This is a genomic window from Vibrio neptunius, from assembly GCF_000967495.1.
GTDB classification, from domain to species: domain Bacteria; phylum Pseudomonadota; class Gammaproteobacteria; order Enterobacterales; family Vibrionaceae; genus Vibrio; species Vibrio neptunius.
This window is the reverse complement of the sequence record NZ_JXXU01000048.1, coordinates 119,529-141,070: the sequence shown is the minus strand read 5'-3', so window position 1 is coordinate 141,070 and position 21,542 is coordinate 119,529. Positions and strand designations below refer to the sequence as shown.

Here is a 21,542-nt window from a genome sequence, read left to right as displayed (position 1 = left end):
GAACAGACTCACCTGATAACAAATAGAAATGAATGTCGTTCTTTAAGTAGTATTGAGGCCACAAGATGCATTACTTCTGTCATATTGAACCATCCAAATATGGCTTTCAAACTATTAATAACATCTAAAACACCAATCTTTTACAACATTAATCGCCACTATAATTAAGACTATCCATTTATTGCTCTAGATCATCAGAAGTTTAACTAGCACTCGTGCTACAGCATAGTTTTATGTACATTCCTTGTCATAGTTTGAAACAGTTTTTATATAATTTTCATATCTTAGGGTGATATCTATGCTGGAGCTCTTCATTGGGTTAGTCGTTACTGTGGCGGTCGGCTATTTCATTGTTAAAGGTTACAAACCTGCGGGTGTACTTTTAACAGCAGGTGTTTTACTACTTATTGTTACTGGCCTCATTGGCCACACGGTTCTACCATCAAAAATAACGTCGACTGGCAATATGTTTACAGATGCTCTGGAGTACGTGAAATATATGCTCCAATACCGCGGTGGCGGCTTAGGGATGCAAATCATGTTGCTTTGTGGTTTTGCTTCTTACATGACACATATTGGTGCTAATAACGTCGTTGTTAAACAGTTTTCTAGGCCTCTTTCTGTCATCAAATCCCCTTACGTTCTACTTGTCGCCGCTTATATCGTTGCGTGTCTAATGTCACTAGCAGTAAGTTCTGCCACTGGTTTGGGCGTCCTGTTAATGGCAACCCTCTTTCCAATGATGACAGCAATGGGGATCTCACGACCAGCAGCGGTAGCGGTATGTGCGTCGCCAGCAGCGATCATTCTTTCCCCGACTTCGGGCGATGTCGTCATCGCTGCAGAAAAGTCAGGATTGGATTTGGATGTGTTTGCCGTTCAAACCGTTCTACCAGTGTCTATTTGTGCCATTATCGTTATGGCGACTGCGGCATTCTTTTGGAACAAATATCTAGATAAGAAAGATAACTCACCAATGGAACGCGTTGACGTTTCTGAAATCGAAGTTAATTCCCCAGCGTATTACGCAGTGCTGCCGTTCCTGCCTATCATCGGTGTTTTTCTGTTCAACGGACGAACCATTCCGGGCCTAAAACTGGACATCTATACCATTGTTGTTTTATCGATTTTCATTGGTGCAATGGTCGACTTTGTCACCAAACGATTTAAAGGCAAAGAGACGCTAGAGGACTTAGAGTCTTGCTATCAAGGTATGGCAGATGCATTTAAGGGCGTGGTAATGCTATTAGTTGCCGCTGGTGTATTCGCCCAAGGTCTGATGTCTATTGGAGCAATTGATAACCTGCTTCATCTTGCTGAAACAGCGGGGGCAGGTGGTATTGCGCTCATGCTTATACTGACAAGTTTAACCGTTGCGGCAGCGATCGCGACCGGTTCGGGTAACGCGCCTTTCTATGCGTTTGTAGAGCTGGCACCTGCTCTAGCGGCAAAAATGGGGTTAAACCCGGCCTTTTTGATCATTCCGATGCTTCAGGCTTCAAACTTGGGCCGCACTGTTTCACCTGTGTCTGGTGTGGTAGTTGCGACATCAGGTATGGGTAAGATAAGCCCATTTGAAGTGGTAAAACGTACGTCAGTACCCGTTCTATGTGGCTTAATCACAGTTATTTTAGGAACGTTAGTCTTAGTTCCAATGTCAGCATAACCTAGACAAAAATAGTAAGGGCGCTCGTTGAGCGCCCTTTTTGATACTTTCTAAAACCAATTATTTTATTTCGCCGTAACGCTCAAGATACAAAACGGTTGCCGCGGTGCGCGATGGAACCTTAAGCTTTTTTAGCAAGCTCTTCATGTGAACCTTCACTGTAGACTCAGAAATGAACAAGCTATCCGCGATTTGTTTGTTGCGATAGCCCTTTGCGACCTCTCTCAAAATCTGCATTTCGCGATCAGTAAGGTCGTCAAACACATCACTTATGTTTTCTCTTTCAGCCAAATATTTAGCAACTTCTTTGCTATACGCTTTGTTACCTCGTAATGAAAATTTCAACAGCTCGACCAACTCATCAGGCTCAGTATCTTTGAGCAGGTAACCGTCCGCGCCCGCCTTGACGATAGCTTCAATATCGCCGGGACTATCGGAAACCGTAAGAATGACAATAGCGGCGTCGCATTCGTCGGCACGCAGAGCCTTAAGGGTATCTAGCCCAGACATGCCTTTCATATTAAGATCAAGCAAAATTAAGTCAGGCTTATACTCATGATTTTGTGCGACTGCATCCGTGCCATTGCTGGATTCAGCGACTACAGTGAACTCATCTTCAAAGCTTAATAGCTGGTTAATACCTCTTCTCATTAGTGGATGGTCATCCACTAGCAGCACTCTACACTCTGTCAATGTTATGCTCCTTAACCTTTGGATACTCTAATAAAATTTCACAGCCAGAGTGTGGTGCAGTTCTCACTTCCAGTTTTCCATTCAGACGCGAAGCTCTCTCCTGCATAATGTTTAAACCATAGTGGTGCACTTTTTCTACACTCTTATCAAATCCGACACCATTATCTTTCACGGAAACGGTAATGGTAATATCATTCTCACTGCACCGAATTTCTATCATTGAAGCTTGAGCATGTTTGATCGCATTAATGGTGGCTTCACGAATTAATTGCAGCAAGTGCACTTGCTGGTTTGCCTCCAATTCAATTGACGAAAGTTCATTGATCAAGACAATGTTTGATTCAGCTTGTTCCCCCAGCTGCGCCGCCATCTGTTGTAAAGCATGACCGAAGCTTCCCTCTCGGATAGTCAGTCGGAACGTCGTCAGTAACTCTCTGAGCTGTGTATACGCCGAAGAAAGACCTTTATCTAGCTCTAGAAGGATCGGTTGCGTTTTTTCCAATTGAGCAGAATCTGGCAGTTTGCTTACACTACGCTTTAATAGAGCAACCTGAATTTTGAGATAAGAAAGTGCTTGTGCCAGTGAGTCATGCAGTTCACGCGCGATCGTCGCTCTCTCTTCCATCAGTAATAATTGTTCAGCTTGCCTCTGGGCTTGATTATAGTAAATAGCACGGGAAATTATTTGGGCAAAACTGTCAATTAATACGGGGTCTGGACAAGGCAGAACAACTTGCCAATACAAGGTACCCAACTCCTCATCATCCAGCGTCAATGTTTTTCGATGATAAACTTCGTCATGGTCCAAACACTCTTCCCCCTGAGTGAGAATCATAGCTTTCTCGCTTTTTTCTCTGATTTCTAATCTCACGGACCGTATTCCTTCAAGACTGGCTAGGTGCTGAAGTATTGCTTCGAAGTTTTCTTGCGTAATTCTAGACGCAGTGAGTTCCTGAGAAGAGAGATACAACACTTTTAGTGAATCGTTTGCATGCTGCAGTTTTTGAGTTTTCTCGTTAACCGCCTCCTCTAGGCCACGATACAGTTTACCCAATTCTGAGGCCATATTATTAAAGGTTCGGGTCAGAATACCCATTTCGTTATCGCTTGAGACATTGAGAGAGACATTAAACGAACGTGACTTTATCTGCTCACTCGCAGTCACTAAGGCATTAAGAGGTCGAACAATTTGCTTGCGGATGTAATGAACGACAAAAATGCTGACAATCAGTATCCCACCTAAGCCCATACCGCCAGCCCAAGCCAGCTTGATCAACTTTTGTTCAGAGAAGCTTTGCAGTTTAAACACAAAGGCGTCTATTTGATTAACAAAACCTGCTACAAGAATGAGATAGCGTTCTCTGTCATGACTACCGAGTACTTCCTTGAGTTCATGCCATCGGATGATCAAACGGTAATAGTCATGCGTTATGTCTTCAGGAACTGTCCAGCTTTGAAGCGCTTTCATGGAAGGTGAGTAGATCGAGCGCTCAAACATCTCTATATGCGCCGCATAGTCGACTGACATGATCTGAATGTCGTGCGCTAGCCGGTAACTTTGCATGCGCATTGAACCTGCAACGTTCACTGCTTCCGCATCATTTAAACTCGACGCTAAGGTAATGATCGCAAAGCTAGTTGTTGCTATCGATAACGACAAAATGAGCACCATCGCTTTCGCAATCGTACTCGTCACCGATTTCTTCACACTTTTAAACACTCACTCTCCTGCACACGCCTTTTGGCGCCATATCACTATTTATAGTTTTATATATTGACGAAGACAATATCTGATCAAATGTTCCGGAATTTATTGATCTAAAACAAGAAGCACCTCTATTTAACCCCTAAGGGGTATTTATACAAATATGTCAAAAACTACAATTTGTGTGAGGTTAAATGACAAATTATTAATAAGAAATGTGAGCTATGGTTAGTTTAGGTTTCATCAACTTTAGGTAGCGTAGTGGTCGACCTTTCAAAAAGACGTTTTTTCTCAAGAAAGAAGCTGGAAGATAACGAACTGTATCTGCCTTGGCTATCGCAGCCTGCTTTTTTCACTGACCAGTGCACTAGATGTGGCAAGTGCGTAGACGCTTGCGAAACTCAAATCATAGTCAAAGGGGATGGCGGCTTTCCTCAAGTCGATTTTTCTGTCGATGAATGCACCTTTTGTTATCAATGTGCAGACGCTTGTCCTGAACCCTTGTTTAACCCAAAAACTGAGCAACCTTGGGGAGCGAAAGCTACTATTAACGAGGGCTGTTTAGCAAAACAAAACGTTGATTGCCGTACTTGTGGCGATATGTGCGAGCCCATGGCAATCACATTCAAATTAGAAGTTGGCAAAGTAGCACAACCCATTTTAAACCTTGATGAGTGTAACGGCTGTGGCGCATGTGTCTCTGTGTGCCCTACTTCATCCATCAATGTGAGCAATTTTTAATAAGAACGGAAGATATCTATGTCACTTAACGAAGTGCATATTTCTAGCTTAGTGGTACACGTGTCACCTGTGCACCTGACTGAGATTAAGTCTCAGATTGAAGCATTCAGCAATGCCGAGATCTACGGTGATAGTCCGGAAGGCAAAATTGTCGTGGTTCTGGAAACCGAAAACCAGGGATTCATTACTGACACTATCGAAGCTATTAACAACTTACCGAACGTTTTGAGCACAGTACTGGTTTATCACCAAATCGAGACTGAGCTGGAAGAAGACGAATCAAAAAATAAAAACACTGGAACTCAATATTCCCAAACCGAGGGTGAAGTATGAAGATGACAAGACGTGCGTTTGTGAAAGCAAACGCAGCAGCATCAGCAGCAGCGGTCGCAGGTATCACTCTACCAGCTTCTGCTACCAACCTGATTGCTAGCTCAGACCAAACAAAAATCACATGGGACAAAGCACCTTGTCGTTTCTGTGGTACTGGCTGTTCCGTTCTTGTAGGTACACAAAACGGCAAAGTGGTAGCCACTCAAGGTGACCCAGAAGCGCCTGTTAACAAAGGCCTTAACTGTATCAAGGGTTACTTCCTATCGAAGATCATGTACGGACAAGACCGTCTGACTCAGCCGTTACTTCGTATGAAAGATGGTAAGTTCCATAAGGATGGTGACTTCGCTCCGGTTTCGTGGGATGTAGCATTCGATGTCATGGCCGAAAAATGGAAAGAAGCACTGAAAAAACAAGGCCCTTCTGGTGTTGGCATGTTCGGTTCCGGTCAGTGGACTGTAATGGAAGGCTACGCTGCCGCTAAGATGATGAAAGCCGGTTTCCGTTCAAACAATATCGATCCAAACGCGCGTCACTGTATGGCTTCTGCTGTTGGTGCGTTTATGCGTACATTTGGTATTGATGAGCCTATGGGCTGTTACGATGACTTCGAGAACGCAGACTCTTTCGTTCTTTGGGGTTCAAACATGGCAGAAATGCACCCTGTTTTATGGACTCGTATCACTGACCGTCGTCTAAGCCACCCACATGTTAAAGTGAATGTACTGTCTACGTACTATCACCGTTCTTTTGAGCTAGCAGACAAAGGTTACATTTTCGAACCACAATCTGATCTCGCTATTGCTAACTTTATCGCAAACTACATCATTGAAACTGATGCGGTTAACTGGGATTTTGTTAACAAGCACACCAATTTCAAACAGGCTGCGACCGACATTGGCTACGGTCTGCGTGATGATGATCCACTGCAGATGGCGGCTGCTAATCCGAACTCAGGCAAAATGTCTTCTATTTCATTTGAAGAGTACAAAAAGTCTGTAGCGCCATATACGGTAGAAAAAGCTTCTGAAATGTCAGGTGTTTCTGAAGAGAAACTGATTGAGTTAGCGAAACAATATGCGGATCCAGACACTAAAGTAATGTCTTTGTGGACTATGGGTATGAACCAACATACTCGTGGTGTTTGGATGAACAGTCTGATTTACAATATTCACCTTCTAACTGGTAAGATCGCAACACCAGGTAATAGCCCATTCTCTCTAACAGGCCAACCTTCAGCGTGTGGTACAGCACGTGAAGTGGGTACTTTTGCACACCGTCTACCTGCAGACATGGTGGTTGCAAATCCTAAGCACCGTAAGATTGCAGAAGGTATCTGGAACATTCCAGATGGCGTAATTCCCCCTAAACCGGGCTATCACGCAGTCGTTCAAGACCGCATGCTTCGCGACGGCAAACTTAATGCTTACTGGGTAATGTGTAACAACAACATGCAAGCAGGTCCGAACATCAACGGTGAGCGTTTACCGGGCTACCGTAACCCAGAAAACTTCATCGTTTGCTCTGACCCATACCCAACAGCAACAGCACAAGCAGCAGACCTTGTTCTTCCAACAGCAATGTGGATTGAAAAAGAAGGTGCTTATGGTAACGCAGAGCGTCGTACACAAGCTTGGTACCAGCAAGTGGATACCGTCGGCGAAGCGAAGTCTGACCTTTGGCAGGTGATGGAATTCTCAAAACGCTTCAAGATGGAAGAAGTGTGGACGGAAGAGCAACTAGCAAAAGCACCGCAGTACCGTGGAAAAACCATGTACGACATGCTGTTTGCTAACGGCGTAATCAATAAATTCCCTATTGAAGAAGCTCGTGAGTTGAATGACGATGCTCACCACTTCGGCTATTACGTACAAAAAGGCCTATTCGAAGAGTACGCGGCCTTTGGTCGAGGACACGGACACGATTTAGCACCGTATGATGTTTATCACCAAGTTCGCGGTTTACGCTGGCCTGTTGTTGATGGCAAAGAGACACTTTGGCGCTACAAAGAAGGTTCAGATCCTTATGCGAAAGCAGGAAGTGGTTGGGACTTCTATGGTAAACCCGATGGTAAAGCACTGATCATTTCTGCTCCATATGAAGCGCCACCAGAAGTGCCAGATTCAGAGTTCGACCTCTGGCTATGTACGGGCCGTGTACTTGAGCACTGGCACACAGGAACGATGACACGCCGCGTTCCAGAGCTTTACAAAGCTGTTCCAGATGCCGTGTGCTACATGCACCCTGAAGATGCAAAAGCTCGCGGTGTACGTCGAGGCGAAGAGGTGCTTATCGCCAACAAACGCGGTGAAGTACGTGTTCGTGTTGAAACACGTGGTCGTAACCGCCCACCTAAAGGCTTGGTATTTGTACCATTCTTTGATGCACGCATCCTGATCAACAAGTTGATCCTTGACGCGACGGACCCTCTGTCTAAACAGACCGACTTCAAGAAGTGTCCTGTCAAGATCACCAAAGTTGCATAAACCAGAAAGCGTCGGTCGCTCTTACGGGCGACCGCAGATAAGAATTTAGCCATAAGGCGGAGAATGTAAGATGAAAAAATTACTTATTGCACTGTTATCAGTTGGTGCTTTAGTCAGCGGTTTTGCAGTAGCTGAACTTGAAAACCCAGGTGGTATTGGTGGTCTTGAATCACTACGCGGTGTTAGTGAACTAGAAGCAACTCGCCCTGCTGATGATTTCAAGAAATACCCTCGCGAACAGGCGCTTGATAGCAGCTATGTTTATCAACCACCTTTGATTCCTCATAACATTCGTGGTTACGAAGTCTCATTGAACGCAAATAAATGTCTTTCATGCCACAGCTGGAAGAATGCCAAAGAGATGGGTGCAACGAAGATTAGTGTAACTCACTACGTAAACCGTGAAGATGCAGTTCTGGCGGATATGTCTCCTCGTCGTTACTTCTGTCTTCAATGTCATGTTCCTCAAGCAAATGCTCAGCCTTTAATTGAGAACGATTTCAAGAGTGTTGATTCACTTAAGTAAGTACTACGTGAGTAAGTAAGAGGCTATCTATGAAATTATTGAAAGCGTTTTGGAAGAGACTAGCATCCCCAAGTAAAACAGCCGTTGGTGTGGTTTTATTTATGGGCTTTGCTGGTGGCCTTCTGTTTTGGGGCGCATTTAACACGGGTATGGAAGCAACCAACACAGAGGAATTTTGTTCTGGTTGTCATGCCCCTATTGTCGCAGAAATTCAAGAAACGATTCACTACTCTAACCGCTCTGGTGTGCGTGCTATTTGTTCAGACTGTCACGTTCCACATGAGTGGACAGACAAGATCGTTCGTAAAGTACAGGCATCTAAAGAGCTGTTTGCACATTATGTGCTGAGAACTATTGATACTCCAGAAAAATTCCAAGAACGCCGAGCTCACTTGGCCGAACGGGAATGGGCTCGATTCAAAAAGAATGACTCTTTAGAGTGTAGAAACTGCCACGAGTTCGAATATATGGATTTTTCAGAACAAGGGGCACGTAGTGCGAAACAACACTCAACGGCTTTGGCTTCAGGCGAAAAAACTTGTGTAGACTGTCATAAAGGCATTGCTCACAAACTTCCTGACATGCATGGCGTTGAAGGCTGGCAATAGGAGCACTAATACATGAGTACTTTAGAATCAGTTATCTGGCATATCTTGGGCTACGGCGCGATGCCTTTCATTATCTTGTCTGGCTTTGCCGTTGTCGCCGCAATCTCTGTCTGGCTACTGTCGCTGGGCAAAGATAAAGAGGTGGATTAACCTCATCCGCATTGTCAATTTTGCCTATTTTGTATAATGCGTAAAAAAGCCACCGCTTGCGGTGGCTATCTTCTTTGTAACGATAAGTTATGCGTCTGGGTACCCTTGAGGATTATTGGACTGCCAACGCCACGTATCAGTGGTCATTTCTTCCAATGTACGACCCGCTTTCCAGTCCAAATCACGCATTGCTTTAGAAGGGTCTGCCCAACATTCAGCGATGTCACCAGGACGACGTTTGACGATTTGATAAGGCACCTGCTTACCAGACGCCAATTCAAAAGCTTTTACCATATCTAGGACACTGTAGCCGTTGCCAGTACCCAAGTTGTAGACATGCAAACCGCCTTTCTGGCCGACTTTCTTAAGCGCTGCGATATGTCCATCGGCAAGGTCCATCACGTGAATGTAATCACGCACCCCCGTCCCATCTTTGGTTGGGTAATCATCACCAAATACAGACAAACATTCACGTCGACCAACCGCTACCTGAGAAACAAAAGGCATTAGGTTATTTGGTATACCCTGGGGATCTTCACCTAAATGACCTGATGGGTGTGAGCCTACTGGGTTGAAATATCGAAGTAGCGTGACGCTCCAATCTGGGTTCGCTTTCTGAAAATCCGTCAGGCACTCTTCCACCATTAACTTACTGCGGCCATATGGATTCGTCGCGCTGGTTGGGAAATCTTCAGTAATTGGCACACTTGCAGGGTCACCATAAACCGTGGCAGAAGAAGAAAAAACAATAGACTTAACGCCAACTTCACGCATAGCATCGACGAGTACCAAGGTACCATTAACGTTGTTATCGTAATATTCGAGCGGCTTCTCTACTGACTCACCGACAGCTTTCAAACCAGCAAAATGGATAACAGCGGTGATCTGATGCGCTTTCATTACCCCCACAAGCGCCTGTTTGTCACGAATATCCCCTTCGATGAAGGATGGCGCCACACCAGTGACTTGTTCTACTCTTTTGAGAACACTCTTTTTACTGTTGTATAGGTTGTCGAAAATTACAGGTGTCATGCCTGCTTCGATCATTTGTATACATGTGTGGCTGCCTATGTAGCCCATACCGCCTGTAACCAATACGTTCATATCCCTAACCTTCTGATAAATTTGGTGCAAATACTAACGAATCTTCATGTTAAAACATAGCTTATTAATGAGAATCAAACCGCTAAATCCGCTCGTAGATGCCTTAAGCAAACCATAAGGACAAGATGCTTACAATAAAAGCAATAAATGGGCTTAGTGTTGGCAAAATAATGAAATAGATCATTGATTGTTTGTTATTTTTATAACATGTTGACTCGATAGATGAATGTTGGAAGGGATTCAATGACAAAGCGTTCTATTACACTGAATTGCGATATGGGTGAAAGCTTTGGCTCTTGGCGTATGGGCAACGATGAAGCGGTCATGCCTTGGATAGACATGGCTAACATTGCTTGCGGTTTTCACGCCTCCGATCCTCAGATTATGTCCAATACCATTAAACTGGCCATTGAACATGACACTCAAATAGGTGCTCATCCGAGCTACCCAGATTTACAGGGCTTTGGTCGCCGTTCTATTCCGATGGCGACAGAAGAAATCACCAACATGCTTATCTATCAGGTAGGCGCACTTAAATCTTTGGCAGAAAGCCATAACGCGCAAGTTGGCTACGTTAAGCCACATGGCGCTCTATATAATGACATGATGCGAGATATCTCAATATTTGATGCGGTTGCAGATGCTGTATCGTGTTTTGATGTACCGCTAATGATGTTAGCCATTAATGATAGCGAAAAACATTTGGATATTGCTGACAAGTATGAACTTCCTGTTCTATTCGAAGCATTTGCCGATCGCGCCTATCTATCAAATGGTTCATTGTCTCCGCGTTCAATGCCTGGTGCCGTATTGCATAAAGAAGAAGATATACTCGATCAAATCAAACAGATTGCGCACTACGGAAAAGTGAGGACCATTGACGGCTTTTTAATCCCTATTGAAGCTGACACGATTTGTGTTCACGGCGACAACGAGCACGCGATTAGAATGATTCAGAAAATACGAAACGTCCTTTAGCATAAGGAGAGCATTAGTGAATATCGAAACATCTGTAGATCCCGTTGCTGAATGTTCAATACTCATCCATTTTGAGGCAGAACCAAGCCACAAGCTATCTCTCTTGATTGGAGAGATAAGTCAGTATCTGAGTAATCAACTTGGAGCCATGATAATGAACGTGACCCCTTCGTTTGATTCCATCCTAATTGATTACCTTCCTCACCGAGTCTCAATATTCGAATTTGTGCCTTATTTGGAAAAACTGGTCACAGAAGCCATTAAAGCGCTTCCAGATGATACTGACTCACAGCATATCGAATTGCCTGTTTACTATCATGACGATGTCGGCCCAGATTTATCCAGCTACTACAACAAAGGGCTAAAACTCGATGATGTGATTGAATTACATTGTGCACAGGAATACACGGTAGGAGCCATCGGCTTTGCACCTGGGTTTGCGTTTTTAACTTCAGTAAATGAATCACTGCAATTACCTAGGAAACCTTCACCAAGAGTTAAGTTGCCAAAGGGCAGTGTCGGCATTGCCAATTCGAACACAGCAATCTACCCCGCAGAGTCTCCTGGCGGCTGGAATATTATTGGTAATTGCCCGATAAATCTTTATACACCGAACAGCTCGCCAATATTGCCTTTCTCTATTGGCACCAAAGTTCGTTTTAAACCAATTTCCGGTGATGAGTTTCTTCGTTTAGGCGGGCGTATCGCCAAGGGGTGGCAATGATGAATAACAATGCAATGACTGTAATTAAACCCGGTCAGCAAACGCTCATCCAAGATTTTGGTCGATTCGGGTTAGCTCATTTCGGTATTACTCAAGGTGGCCCTGTCGATGACTATGCCTATAGCTGGGCGAATCACCTTTTGGGTAATACTACCAATTGCCCTTCCTTAGAGATTACTCTTGGTCAGGCCGAATTTCTCATTCACTCAAAATGCGAAATGGCCATCACTGGTGGAGACCTTAATGCCCGCCTTGACGGAGTAGCGATTGAAAACTGGTCTACGTTTGTTGCACGTCAGGGACAAACTCTGACCTTTTCTTTGCCAAAGAACGGGTTAAGAAGTTATCTCGCCGTAAAAGGCGGTTTTAAGGTTAAAACTCAACTTGGTAGCTGCGCCACCGTCACGAGAGATCAACTCGGGGGTACTCAGTCCGGCCAGCCAGTACAAGCAGGTGAAATCATTAGTTTCGAGCCTCATGAGGTGAGGGAAAAATCACTGCAAATGACTTTCCGCTATAAGCCAGACTACAACTTACCGCTTGAGCTGCGTGTAATCGAAGGCTATCAGGTGGATGACTTTTCACAAGATGCAATAAACGCCCTCTACAAACAAGAATTTACCGTCAGTCAGCTGGTTGATCGAATGGGCTATCGACTCTGTGAAGCAAAAATCACCCCACCCAACCAAGAATATCTCAGCGAAGGTATTGCACTTGGCGCGATTCAGGTCCCCCCTAATGGGGAACCCATCGTACTACTTAATGACAGGCAAACGATTGGTGGTTACCCCAAGATTGGTTGCGTTGCGCGCATTGACCTACCTAGACTCGCTCAAGCCAAACCAGGGCAAAAAGTTCGCTTTGTTAGAGGGGATTTACTGGGATTGCAAGATGTTTGGTGTCAGTGGGCAAGGTTCTTTGGCTACTAGCCGGTACAAAGAAAAAGCGCCAATTTAGAGCGCTTTTTCATTATTGCCCATAAACACTGGCGAGCTCTGGCGGGTAATCTCGCAGTGTCGCCAATTCTTCCGCTTTGGATTCAATCACCTTCGGGTCCAATGCCATACTAACAGGGTGAAGAGATTCAATGGACTCACCCTTGTAGTCAAATAGCGACCACTCATCAACTAGCTTGATAGCAGCTTCTAGAGCAGAGGAACCTTTGACTACTTCAATCCTTGCATAATGACGTCCTTCGAAGGTGACATCTGCCGCTCGAAGCGTCTCATCTGAGCCAGGGATCTGCTGAGCGCCAAATAAAGGCGTACCAAACTCATAGGCGTTCTTGTAGCCAGGTACAAAATTAGCCATGTGTTCAATGGCGCGTCTCGTGCGTTCCAAAACCACTGATTCATCCCAACCTTGTTGAATTTTACGTTTCAACCTAAGTGGAAGCGTAGGCTGAGAAGATTGCTCACCAGAAGCAACCAAACCGTCATCAAACAACGTGATATCTTTCGTCATACCATGCAATTGGAATACGCCGTTAGGGTAAGGCGTTAACTGGGCCATACCTTTGGGTGTTCCTCTTGGACCATGGAAAATAACTTCTGGCCAGAGTTCGTCGCTTTCATCCCAACGCGTTACATAAGCTGCTTTGAACTCGACTAGGCGATCACGCGGCTTCTGCGCTAAATCATCAATACTTCCAGTCTCGTAACCACAAGCATTGACCAAGTAGTCCACTTTTAAAACACTGACCTCGCCGTTCGTGTTTCTGTATTCCACATTCCAACCTTGAGTAGTACTTTCAAGACCAATCACTTGTGTTTCGGTAAGCAACTGACAGTTTGGAATCGAGTCAAGAGCCAGTGTAGCCGATGCTGCAATACGAAATACGCTCCAGCCATGTTCCTGAACGGCGACCACTGGAAACTTCAAAGATTCCAAGTCCGCTGATTTCGCGAATGGTATCACCCAGTCGTCAACATGTTTTGGTTGTTCAGGTTGACTGCGATTGGCTAATTCTTCCAATTCGTCACGACCATAGAACTTGTAATAATCGCAAGGTTTGCCCAACACTTGGTTCGCTGGATCTGAATCCACCAGATCCTGGTAGCATCGTTGTATAGTGATCAATCGCTCATACAACTCATCGGGACTACCACCGTCGCTATAAGGCACAGCAATGACGGTTGGACGTCGATTGATGGTATGCGGGTATAGGCGAACCGTTTCAATGGATTGTTTTAATAGTTCGATACATTGAGAAGTCGAGATCTCTCTGTACAAATTCCCACCAGCGTGCAAATGGCAAATCGGAGGTCCGCTGATTAAAGTTTTGCTTTTTTCAAGCAACACAACATTTATACCTATTTCCGCCAAGTGCAAGGCCGCGGTCGAACCAGCAATGCCTCCACCGATCACAGCGACAGTAGGCGTATCAAATTTTGTATTATCAGGCTGCATTTATGTTGCTAATTTATTCATTCTCAGGACATTTTACTGTGTTTGCACACCCAAAAAAATCACATTTTTTGAAGGGGATAAATATGACAATTTCAAGTAAAAAAAATTAAAAAAAAGTCTTGACTCATATCCTGTGACAACACAAAAAATCGTCACTGTGAATAACAAAAATCCTCTAAACATTACGCTTATTGGCTTCGCACCAAATGACGAGTTATCTACAGGCTAAGTTATCCAAAACTTTATCCACCGTTTTTGTGGATAACTGGATAACTTAACCACTGAGGCGCTAATTAAAGTCTTTGTTTATAGGGACTAGCAGTCGTTTTAACAGACTGTTCACAACCAGCGCAAGTGTGCAAAACGCCACTAATGGCAATGCAAACCAAAGTGAAAAATGAAGGCTGGGAGAAAGATCAAATCCAAATGACATAATACCCCCAACAACGGCTTCTGCACCAATGGTAGCTATCAATCCTGCCACCAGAGCCATCAATCCATATTCTGCCCAAATAGTTCTCGTTACTCGCTTTTTACTGGCTCCTAACGTCCGATATAACTGTAATTCAGATTGCCTCTGCCCCAAACTCAAACGCAACAAAGTAAATATCAACAGTAAACCAGCAATAACGCCCAGCGCAGCAAGTACCGTGATAGACCAGACAATCTGAGTGAGTAATTGCTGAATTTTTTCGCCCATACTTCGAATATCCATCAGACTCACTGTTGGATGATTTCTGGATAGCTCATTAAGCACACCGTTATGCTGCTCTTCCACTCTAAAACTCACCAAATAAGTGGCTGGAATGCTCTTTAGGACATCGGGAGTGAAGATAAAGTAAAAGTTAGGTTTCATGTCACGCCACTCAACTTGGCGAATACTGTTCACGTTCGCTTTCACCACTTGGCTGTTGATCACAAACGTAAGTTCATCACCTAAATTGAGGTTGAAGTCCTCAGCAACATCCGATTCAACAGATACACCGTTACTCTCAGACCACTGTCCTTGGAGAACAGTGTTATGTTGGGGAATGCCTGTACCAAAGGTAAAGTTAATTTCTCGCCGTAGTACATCGCTACCCTCTTCCCCTTGAACCTGATCTTTGGCATCAATACCATTGATTTCAGTCAAACGGCCACGAATAATTGGGTAGTCTATTGAACGCTCAATCTTATGCTCATCTAGCACACCCAGATAGCCGTCTTTTTCATAGGGCGCGATATTGAGAGCAAATGCGTTCGGCGCATTTTCAGGAATCGTTTTTTGCCAATCAGACAACAAGTCGGTGCGCACCAGCCACATAACGGCCAGCAACATCAATGACAGAGCCAAAGCACCAAACTGGATACCAGTGGCTAGTGAAGAGCGGTTAATTCGACTCAGTGCAAGTTTGAATGAAGTCGATAATGGGAGGCGTCCCAACATTCTGGTGACAAATAAACTCACTACCGCAAGCGCAGCAAATAAAGCAATCATGCCCCCTAAAACAATCCAAACCAGCGTGTTTTCGCGATAAACAAACAGCATCGGCACAATGGGCACTAATACCAACAAGCTTGTTTTACGATCTTTATTGGTTGTCGCCTGAGGTTGCATGACATCTACTGCACTCACATTTAAAAGGCTTAGCAGAGGAATACCCAATGCTGGTACCGCAATTAAGATGCTGGTGAAAATTGACACAAAAGCAGGTTGTAACCCATAACTCGGTAGAGGGTTGGGTAGCAAATCGACAAGCGGTATGCGAAGCAAGTATTCAAGCACGATACCAATGATGACTCCGATGACCGATGCACTGGTGAGTAAAATCATAACCTGCATACCGAGCCAACGACCAATCCATCGCTTACTGGCGCCAAGGCTTTTCAGCATTGAGATAGTTTTCCGGCGCGTTGCGACGTAATGCTGGCAGGTCAAAACTAAGGTGGTTGCAGCCATGATGACAACAATTGCCACCGTTAAGGACAGGTATTGCTCAGTGCGCTGAAAGACTTCATTGGTTCGGCTCGCGCTATTTTGATCACGCCAGCGGTCACTTGGAGTGAGCTCAATTGACTGTTTAACCTGTTCAACATCGGATTCTTCACCATTGATAAACAAGCTAAAACGAACTCGACTTCCTAGCTGGACTGCACCAGTCTTGTCTAAATCAGAATTATGGATAAATGCTGAAGGCATCTGCTGGAAAGGATTAAAACTTAAGCCGGGTTCTTCAACAATACGACCAGTAACGGTAAAATCAGCATCACCAACCGTGACACTGTCACCAATAGAAACCTCTAATTGGGAGAAAAGTCGTTCATCAAGCCATAACTCGCCGGGCTTAACAGTGTTGAACTCTTGTTTGTCATCTGACAGCACCATCTCACCACGCAATGGGTAAGCACTATCAACTGACTTCACCCTAATCAGTTTCATACTCTGATCGCTGAACGCCATGGTTGCAAAACGAGTTTGAGTTGACGTTAAAAGCCCAGCATCATTGGTTGCTTTGTAGAGCATTTCGGGGATTGGATTTGCTGTCGCAAAAACAGTGTCAGCCGTCAACGCCTCTTTTCCCTGTTTAACGATAACTTGTTCCATTCGTTCAGCAAGGGCAGTTAAAGCGAAAATGCAGGCAATAATGAGTGTAAGAGCAATCGACACAGGCCAAAGCTGACCATATCGGATTTCACTCAAACTCCATGAAAAGAGTCGACGATTTAGCGCTGGAGGATTAGTCGTTCCCATTACGATTCCTCCAGATGTCCCGCCTGAATATGAACGCGACGATCACACAGCTCTGCTAGCTTCATATCATGTGTAACAAGTACCAAAGTCGTCCCGTGCTGTTTATTCAGTTCGAAAAGCAGTTCTACCACTCTAGCTGCCGTTTGCTGATCTAAATTACCGGTTGGTTCGTCGGCGAACAGTACTTGAGGCTGGACCATAAACGCACGAGCAAGAGCTACACGCTGTTGTTCGCCACCAGACAATTGGGATGGTGAGTGATGAATTCGATGTTCTAGACCCACCGAGGTCAATAAGGCTTTGGCACGTTCAACATCTTCATTTTCACCTTTTAGTAAACAAGGTAAGGTGACGTTTTCCAATGCACTGAGGCTGGGTATCAACATAAAGCTCTGAAATACAAAACCCACGGATTCACTGCGAATGGCCGCCCGTTCTTCATCATTTAATAGATTCAGTGTTTTACCCAGTAAACACACCTCACCCGAAGTGGGGGTATCGAGCCCAGCTAACAAGGTCATTAACGTCGATTTACCTGCTCCAGAAGTACCCACGATGGCAACACTCTCGCCTTCCTTGATGTCAAGATTTACATTTTCCAGGATTGTTAATTGTTCCTGATTAGTAGAGACTACTTTGGATAGTGATTCAGCTTTAATTACGGATGCATGCATGTTTCGATTACTTTCCTTTGTATTTGTTCTTTTTTTCGTTAACCCAGCAAGTGCCACCAAGCTCTTGATTTTAGGTGACAGCCTAAGTGCAGGCTATCAGATGCCAATTGAAAAAGCATGGCCTACATTGTTGCCTGATGTTATGACCCAAAAAGGTAAAAATCTGACTGTCATTAACGGCAGTATTTCAGGTGATACGACAGGTAACGGCTTAGCACGTTTGCCTAAATTGTTAAAAGAGCATCAACCTGATTCGGTACTGATTGAGCTTGGTGCCAACGATGGCTTACGAGGTTTTCCCCCCAAACTAATTCAGAGCAACCTCACTCAACTGATCAGTATGATACGCGACGCAGGCTCAGCACCATTATTGATGCAGATACACGTGCTGCCAAACTATGGGAAACGCTACACTCAGGCATTTTCCGCAGTGTACCCAGCAACAGCAAAGCAGCTTAACGTTCCGTTACTGCCATTTTTCCTTGAAGGTGTCATTACCAGGCCCGAATGGATGATGGACGATGGTCTCCATCCAAAAGCAGAAGCTCAACCTTGGATAGCAGAATTTGTTGCCAATGAACTAACTAATCATCTCTAATTGGTCTAGCTCAATAAAATTTACCCAGCTTTACGTTAATGTTGCGAAACTCCGTATTGAAAAGGATGTTTCCATGATCATTCAACCAGTCATCGAAGGCGTGATTGCTCGCTCTGCCCACCCATTAGGATGCGAGCTATCTGTTCTCCAACAAATTGAATACGCACGCCAAGCCAAGCCGATCAAAAACGCCCCTAAACGCATATTAATAATAGGTGGTTCGTCAGGCCTCGGACTCGCGTCACGTATTGCTTTGACGTTTGGGGGTGCCGAGGCCGATACCATTTCTGTTTCATTTGAACGTGAACCATCTGAAAAATCGGTGGGCTCTGCAGGCTATTTCAATAACACCTTTTTCAAAAAGCACGCACAAAAAGAAGGCCGCGTAGCGATCAACATTCAAGGTGACGCATTTTCCCCGCAAACAAAATCAACAGTCATAGAAGCGATTGAAACCTATTTTGAAGGCGAAGTGGATTTGGTTGTCTATAGTGTTGCCAGCGGCATTAGACCTGTACCAAATAGCCAAGATGTCTGGCGTTCAACAATTAAACCAATAGGTCAAAGCGTGTCTGGTGTCTCCATTTCCCTTGAACGCGACCAATGGATTGAAACCACACTTACGCCCGCTTCGGAAGAAGAAGCAGAGTCAACACGGAGAGTAATGGGAGGCGAAGATTGGGAATCTTGGATAGATACGCTCATTAACTCTGAGTCTATCGCTCAAGGTTGTCAAACCATCGCTTTTTCATACGTGGGCCCAGAAGCAACTCATCCTATCTATCTTGATGGTACGCTCGGGCGGGCCAAAATCGACTTACATCAAACTAGTCACGCCTTAAACCTCAAAATGGCAAACTTTAGTGGTGGTGCTTACGCTACTGTATGCAAAGCATTGGTGACTAAAGCGAGCGTTTTTATTCCCGGACTCTCTCCCTACATCCTAGCGCTTTATCAGGTGATGAAAAAAGAGGGCTTACACGAAGGATGTATTCAGCAGATGCAACGCTTATTCTGCGAAAAACTGTATAACGGAAACGTTATTCCCGTTGACAATGAACGCTTGATAAGAATGGATGACTGGGAGCTAGACACAAACATTCAGGCGAAAGTCAGTCTCCTACTTGAAAATATGAATCACAACAATTTCAAAGAGATCGGTGACTATGAAGGTTTCAAGACAGAGTTTCTCAACATTAACGGGTTTGGATTTAGTGACATTGATTATACCAAACCCGTTGAACTGAGTGAGTTTATCTCGTAGCGTTTTTGCCTACAGTGATCGTCTTACAAGTAAGACAGACAGACAACAAACGCCCTACTTTACTGACAGGGCTTTTTTTTATCCGTAGCATTTGCCCTTCTTAATAATAAGAACAAAGGTTGTCTCCCTATCATGCTTCCTTCTAGGGCTCCTGACTAATTAGCGACTATTATTACCATAAGGGCTAGGATTGCCCAAATAGAAGGCTAAGCGGCCAGGGATAAAAATGTATGTCAAAAATCAATACCACAAACTTGGTCATTCCTGATGAAATGACCAGTGGTTGGCAAAATATTGTCGACCTGCTTGCTGAGATTGTGTCGGTGCCTGCTGCATTAGTTATGCGTATTTACCCTAAACATATCGAAGTTTACTCATCAAACAACAACGGGCAACACCCTTATCGCGTCGGTGACTCAGAAACCTTGGGACAAGGCTTGTATTGTGAAACCGTGGTTAATAAACAGAGCCAACTCATTGTTCCGAACGCCGAAATTGACCTTCAATGGCAAAATAATCCAGATATTAAATTTGGTATGTTGGCTTATTGTGGCGTACCGGTCAACTGGCCAAATGGAGATACTTTCGGCACAATCTGTGTGCTTGATAACAAGGAAAATCATTTTTCCGAAACTTATCAACAGCTGATTGAGAGCTTTCGTGACTCCATCGAATCACAACTAAAAACTCTATATCAAAATGAAAAGCTCAAACACCTCAACTTAGAGCTCAAATCCAGAGTCCACACTCGCACGCAGGATCTTGTCGATCTCAACTATTCTTTGAACCAAGAAATAGACAAACGACGTGCCGCTGAACAAAAAATCCGCTATCAGCAAAGACACGATTTAGGTACTGGATTTTTAAATCGCTCCGCCCTTGAACACGAAGCGGATCACTTCATCAGAGACGTAGGCATCAGCCCTTCACTGCAAGCGGCGGCCATTCATATTGGCTTTACAAATGGCCGAAGGATCCAATCAAAATACGGCTACAGCTCGTGGGAAACCGTGTTGGTCCAATTCAGCAAAAGACTGGGCGACTTAAGTAAGTATCAACTCCTAACTTCCCGTCCGACATCGACCGATTTAGTCTTACTGCTAGAATCCTCTGAGCTCGACAACGATTTAGGCTCACTATGCCATCAGCTGGTTGAAATAAGTCAATCCGAATTTGATATCGATGGTGATAAACTACATCTCAATGCTTATATTGGCATAAGCACCACTAAGGATACACTGTGCCCAAAGAGCCTACTCAAATACGCCTCTGAAGCGATGCAATCGTGCAAAGACTCGGGACACAAATTTAGCTATTACTCACAAGCCATCGCCGATATTCAGAAACATATCAATCAGATGGAAAGCTATTTACTCCAAGCGGTTCGTAACGATGATTTGTTGCTCTACTTCCAACCGAAAGTATCACCAATGACACATAAGTGGACAGGCGCTGAAGCTCTGCTTCGATGGCGACATCCAATTTTAGGCGATATCTCCAATGAGACTCTCATTCATATGGCTGAGCAAAATGGTCTCATTTTTGAGGTAGGAAGCTTCGTACTTAGAGCGGCCATTCAGAAAGCTGCGGACTGGATGACACTGGTAGAAGACTTTAAGATTGCTGTCAACGTATCCGCTATCCAACTAAAGAATCCGAATTTTATAGATCAAATCGAAGATCTACTCAATGCCTACCAACTACCAGCAAAATTCCTCGAGCTTGAAATTACGGAAAGCGGCTTGATCGCTGATGAAGCCATAGCACTCAATACCTTAACCGGTTTAAATCGCCTAGGAGTGACCCTGTCACTTGATGACTTTGGCACAGGATACTCATCCTTTAATTACCTGAAGAAGTTTCCATTTGATGCCATTAAAGTAGATAAAAGTTTCGTCCAACAATTAGACGAAAGCGAAGAAGATAAAGAGATCGTCAGATCAATCATCCATGTTGCTAAAAAGCTAAACCTCGCCGTTACGGTTGAAGGCATAGAAAGCGCAACTCAAGAAAACTTTATCATTAGCGAAGGTTGTGAATATGGGCAAGGTTACTTCTACGGCAAACCTATGCCATGCGATGAATTTGAAACCAGTCTATTGAGCCAAAACTATCCAGGAAGTACAAACATTACCTATCAGTAGCTTAATCC

General features: G+C 44.4%; 19 protein-coding genes. 13 read left to right on the top strand and 6 right to left on the bottom strand.

Features of this window, described 5'->3' with window-relative positions:
* Positions 1 to 298: 298 nt before the first annotated feature.
* Positions 299 to 1,666 (top strand): anaerobic C4-dicarboxylate transporter DcuC, encoded by a 1,368-nt coding sequence (gene dcuC, locus TW84_RS17670; RefSeq protein ID WP_045976937.1) that lies wholly within the window; start codon positions 299 to 301, stop codon positions 1,664 to 1,666.
* 60 nt (positions 1,667 to 1,726) lie between these two features.
* Here dcuC and TW84_RS17665 read toward each other — a convergent pair whose 3' ends face one another.
* Positions 1,727 to 2,359 carry a response regulator gene (locus tag TW84_RS17665; RefSeq protein ID WP_045976936.1) on the bottom strand — a complete coding sequence of 211 codons (633 nt, stop codon included), beginning with the start codon at positions 2,357 to 2,359 and terminating at the stop codon, positions 1,727 to 1,729.
* Positions 2,346 to 4,079 (bottom strand): nitrate/nitrite two-component system sensor histidine kinase NarQ, encoded by a 1,734-nt coding sequence (narQ, locus tag TW84_RS17660; protein ID WP_045976935.1) that lies wholly within the window; start codon positions 4,077 to 4,079, stop codon positions 2,346 to 2,348. The genes TW84_RS17665 and narQ overlap by 14 nt, the downstream gene beginning before the upstream one ends.
* Before the next feature lie 246 nt (positions 4,080 to 4,325).
* Here narQ and napF point away from each other — a divergent pair, with 246 nt between their 5' ends.
* From napF to TW84_RS23880, 6 genes are all read left to right on the top strand, one after another.
* Positions 4,326 to 4,805, top strand: coding sequence for a ferredoxin-type protein NapF (napF, locus tag TW84_RS17655; RefSeq protein WP_006961043.1), 480 nt, complete (start codon positions 4,326 to 4,328; stop codon positions 4,803 to 4,805).
* An 18-nt stretch (positions 4,806 to 4,823) separates the two neighbouring features.
* Positions 4,824 to 5,138, top strand: a complete 315-nt coding sequence (locus tag TW84_RS17650; RefSeq protein ID WP_045976934.1) for a chaperone NapD — start codon at positions 4,824 to 4,826, stop codon at positions 5,136 to 5,138.
* Positions 5,135 to 7,624 (top strand): periplasmic nitrate reductase subunit alpha, encoded by a 2,490-nt coding sequence (gene napA / locus TW84_RS17645; RefSeq protein WP_006961045.1) that lies wholly within the window; start codon positions 5,135 to 5,137, stop codon positions 7,622 to 7,624. Before TW84_RS17650 ends, napA begins: the two co-directional genes overlap by 4 nt.
* 70 nt (positions 7,625 to 7,694) lie before the next feature.
* Positions 7,695 to 8,150: a nitrate reductase cytochrome c-type subunit gene (locus TW84_RS17640; protein WP_019276633.1), complete on the top strand. Its 456-nt coding sequence runs from the start codon at positions 7,695 to 7,697 to the stop codon at positions 8,148 to 8,150.
* Positions 8,151 to 8,179: 29 nt separating this feature from the next.
* Positions 8,180 to 8,758, top strand: a complete 579-nt coding sequence (locus TW84_RS17635) for a NapC/NirT family cytochrome c (RefSeq protein ID WP_045976933.1) — start codon at positions 8,180 to 8,182, stop codon at positions 8,756 to 8,758.
* Between the two features lie 12 nt (positions 8,759 to 8,770).
* The gene (locus tag TW84_RS23880; RefSeq protein WP_006961048.1) at positions 8,771 to 8,908 is read left to right on the top strand and encodes a TIGR02808 family protein; all 138 of its coding nucleotides are present in this window, start codon (positions 8,771 to 8,773) and stop codon (positions 8,906 to 8,908) included.
* 87 nt (positions 8,909 to 8,995) lie between these two features.
* Here the strand turns inward: TW84_RS23880 and galE are convergent, their stop codons facing one another.
* Positions 8,996 to 10,012, bottom strand: a complete 1,017-nt coding sequence (gene galE, locus TW84_RS17630; protein WP_045976932.1) for a UDP-glucose 4-epimerase GalE — start codon at positions 10,010 to 10,012, stop codon at positions 8,996 to 8,998.
* Between the two features lie 243 nt (positions 10,013 to 10,255).
* Here galE and TW84_RS17625 point away from each other — a divergent pair, with 243 nt between their 5' ends.
* The 3 genes from TW84_RS17625 to TW84_RS17615 are packed head-to-tail and all read left to right on the top strand — an operon-like array spanning position 10,256 to position 12,643.
* Entirely contained in the window at positions 10,256 to 10,990 is a 735-nt protein-coding gene (locus tag TW84_RS17625) for a 5-oxoprolinase subunit PxpA (protein WP_045976931.1), read from the top strand.
* 16 nt (positions 10,991 to 11,006) lie between these two features.
* Positions 11,007 to 11,714 carry a 5-oxoprolinase subunit B family protein gene (locus TW84_RS17620; protein ID WP_045976930.1) on the top strand — a complete coding sequence of 236 codons (708 nt, stop codon included), beginning with the start codon at positions 11,007 to 11,009 and terminating at the stop codon, positions 11,712 to 11,714.
* Positions 11,714 to 12,643, top strand: a complete 930-nt coding sequence (locus TW84_RS17615) for a 5-oxoprolinase subunit C family protein (protein ID WP_084720262.1) — start codon at positions 11,714 to 11,716, stop codon at positions 12,641 to 12,643. The genes TW84_RS17620 and TW84_RS17615 overlap by 1 nt, the downstream gene beginning before the upstream one ends.
* A gap of 40 nt (positions 12,644 to 12,683) precedes the next feature.
* On the opposite strand, the gene TW84_RS17610 is transcribed toward TW84_RS17615, so the two are convergent.
* The 3 genes from TW84_RS17610 to TW84_RS17600 form a co-directional block, all read right to left on the bottom strand.
* Positions 12,684 to 14,123 (bottom strand): FAD-dependent oxidoreductase, encoded by a 1,440-nt coding sequence (locus tag TW84_RS17610; protein ID WP_045976928.1) that lies wholly within the window; start codon positions 14,121 to 14,123, stop codon positions 12,684 to 12,686.
* Between the two features lie 289 nt (positions 14,124 to 14,412).
* On the bottom strand, positions 14,413 to 16,854 hold the full coding sequence (locus tag TW84_RS17605; RefSeq protein WP_045976927.1) for an ABC transporter permease: 2,442 nt from the start codon (positions 16,852 to 16,854) through the stop codon (positions 14,413 to 14,415).
* Positions 16,854 to 17,528, bottom strand: a complete 675-nt coding sequence (locus TW84_RS17600; RefSeq protein ID WP_045976926.1) for an ABC transporter ATP-binding protein — start codon at positions 17,526 to 17,528, stop codon at positions 16,854 to 16,856. The genes TW84_RS17605 and TW84_RS17600 overlap by 1 nt, the downstream gene beginning before the upstream one ends.
* Here TW84_RS17600 and tesA point away from each other — a divergent pair.
* The 3 genes from tesA (at position 17,527) to TW84_RS17585 (ending at position 21,534) form a co-directional block, all read left to right on the top strand.
* Complete coding sequence (gene tesA / locus TW84_RS17595) at positions 17,527 to 18,126, top strand: multifunctional acyl-CoA thioesterase I/protease I/lysophospholipase L1 (protein WP_045976925.1); 600 nt, start codon at positions 17,527 to 17,529, stop codon at positions 18,124 to 18,126. The genes TW84_RS17600 and tesA overlap by 2 nt on opposite strands.
* A gap of 73 nt (positions 18,127 to 18,199) precedes the next feature.
* Positions 18,200 to 19,390: an enoyl-ACP reductase FabV gene (gene fabV / locus TW84_RS17590; protein WP_045976924.1), complete on the top strand. Its 1,191-nt coding sequence runs from the start codon at positions 18,200 to 18,202 to the stop codon at positions 19,388 to 19,390.
* A gap of 230 nt (positions 19,391 to 19,620) precedes the next feature.
* The gene (locus TW84_RS17585) at positions 19,621 to 21,534 is read left to right on the top strand and encodes a sensor domain-containing phosphodiesterase (protein WP_045976923.1); all 1,914 of its coding nucleotides are present in this window, start codon (positions 19,621 to 19,623) and stop codon (positions 21,532 to 21,534) included.
* Positions 21,535 to 21,542 lie beyond the last annotated feature (8 nt).